The sequence below is a fragment of the Bradyrhizobium sp. 2TAF24 genome (genome assembly GCF_052115025.1).
GTDB lineage: Bacteria > Pseudomonadota > Alphaproteobacteria > Rhizobiales > Xanthobacteraceae > Bradyrhizobium_A.
Window position 1 is genome coordinate 1 of the sequence record NZ_JBFRFW010000059.1, and the last position, 1,766, is coordinate 1,766.

1 protein-coding gene is annotated in these 1,766 nt (G+C 67.8%); it reads right to left on the minus strand.

Features of this window, described 5'->3' with window-relative positions; all coding sequences use genetic code 11:
* Window positions 1-2: 2 nt before the first annotated feature.
* Window positions 3-1,766: ATP-binding protein (locus tag AB4Z37_RS32890; RefSeq protein WP_441520865.1), on the minus strand; the 1,764-nt coding region annotated here is incomplete at its 5' end.

Below are 1,766 nucleotides of genomic sequence, written 5' to 3' on the forward strand. Positions count from 1 at the left end.
CCTCACGCAAACTCGAGGATCAGGGCGTCGACCGCAAGCGTCGCACCAGCCTTGGCATGGATCGCCTTGACCGTGCCGTCGCGCTCGGCGCGCAACACGTTCTGCATCTTCATCGCCTCGACCACCGCCAGCGTCTCGCCGGCCTTGATCTCCTGCCCCTCGGCGACATCGATCGAGATCACGAGGCCCGGCATCGGGCACAACAGCTTCTTGCCGCTGTCGGCGTTGACATTGACCGGCATCAGCCGCGCCGCCTGCGCCTCGCTCGCCGTGAACACGCTGACCGGCACCTCATAGCCCTCGTGGGCGAGACGGAAGCCGTTCGGGATGTGGCGCACCTGCACCGCGATCGCCGCGCCATCGATGGTGCCATGCCACACGCCCTCGCCCGGCTTCCAGGCCGAGACGAGGTGATGCGGCGCGCCGGCCTCGCCATTGCCCTCGACAAAGCGTACCGCGATGGCGTCGCCGTCGCGCGCGACATCGAGCGCAATCTCCGCGCGGTTCAGCCACACCGCGCGACGACGCTCGCGCGACACCGCACGGCCCGGCATCTGGCCGGAGATCCGCCGCTTGCGCTCGCCGAGCACATGGTCGATCGCAGCGCCCACCGCGGCGATGCGGCGCGCGATGYTGCCCTCGGGCTCGCGCGCKGCAAAACCTTGCGGGAACTCCTCGGCGATGAAGCCGGTCGACAAYTCGCCCTTGCGCCAGCGCGGATGGTTCATCAGCGCCGACAGGAACGGGATGTTGTGGCGGATGCCGTCGATGTAGAACGCATCGAGCGCCGCCGACTGCGCCTCGATCGCGGCRATGCGCGACGGCGCGTGAGTGATCAGCTTGGCGATCATCGGATCGTAGAACAGCGAGATCTCSCCGCCCTCCTCGACGCCGGTGTCGTTGCGCACGGTGATGCCGYCGTGGCTGACCTCYGCCGGCGGGCGGTACTTCACGAGGCGGCCGATCGACGGCAGGAAGTTGCGGAACGGATCTTCCGCATACACACGCGATTCCACCGCCCAGCCGRTCATGACGACGTCGCTCTGCTTGAGCGCGAGCTCCTCGCCGGCAGCGACGCAGATCATCTGCTCGACAAGGTCGATGCCGGTGACGAGCTCGGTGACCGGATGCTCGACCTGCAGGCGGGTGTTCATCTCCAGGAAATAGAAGCTCTTGTCCTGGCCGGCGACGAACTCCACCGTGCCGGCGGAGTCGTAGTTGACGGCCCTCGCCAGCGCCACGGCCTGCTCGCCCATCCGGCGCCGCGTCGCCTCATCGAGCAGCGGCGACGGCGCTTCCTCGATCACCTTCTGGTTGCGGCGCTGCACCGAGCATTCGCGTTCGCCGAGATAGATGACGTTGCCATGCTTGTCGCCGAGCACCTGGATCTCGATGTGGCGGGGATCGACGATGAACTTCTCGATGAACACGCGATCGTCGCCGAACGACGCCTTGGCCTCGGCGCGCGCCAGCTTGAATCCTTCAGCCACCTCGGCGCGGCTGTGGGCGATGCGCATGCCCTTGCCGCCGCCGCCGGCGGACGCCTTGATCATCACGGGATAGCCGATCTCGTCGGCGATCTTYACCGCRTGGCTGTCGTCCTCGATGACGCCGAGATAGCCCGGCACGGTCGAGACCTTGGCCTTGGCCGCAGCCTTCTTGGATTCGATCTTGTCGCCCATCGCGGCGATGGCGCCGGGATTGGGGCCGATGAAGGTGACGCCGGCCTCGGCCAGCGCCCGCGGGAACGCCTCGCGCTCGGACAG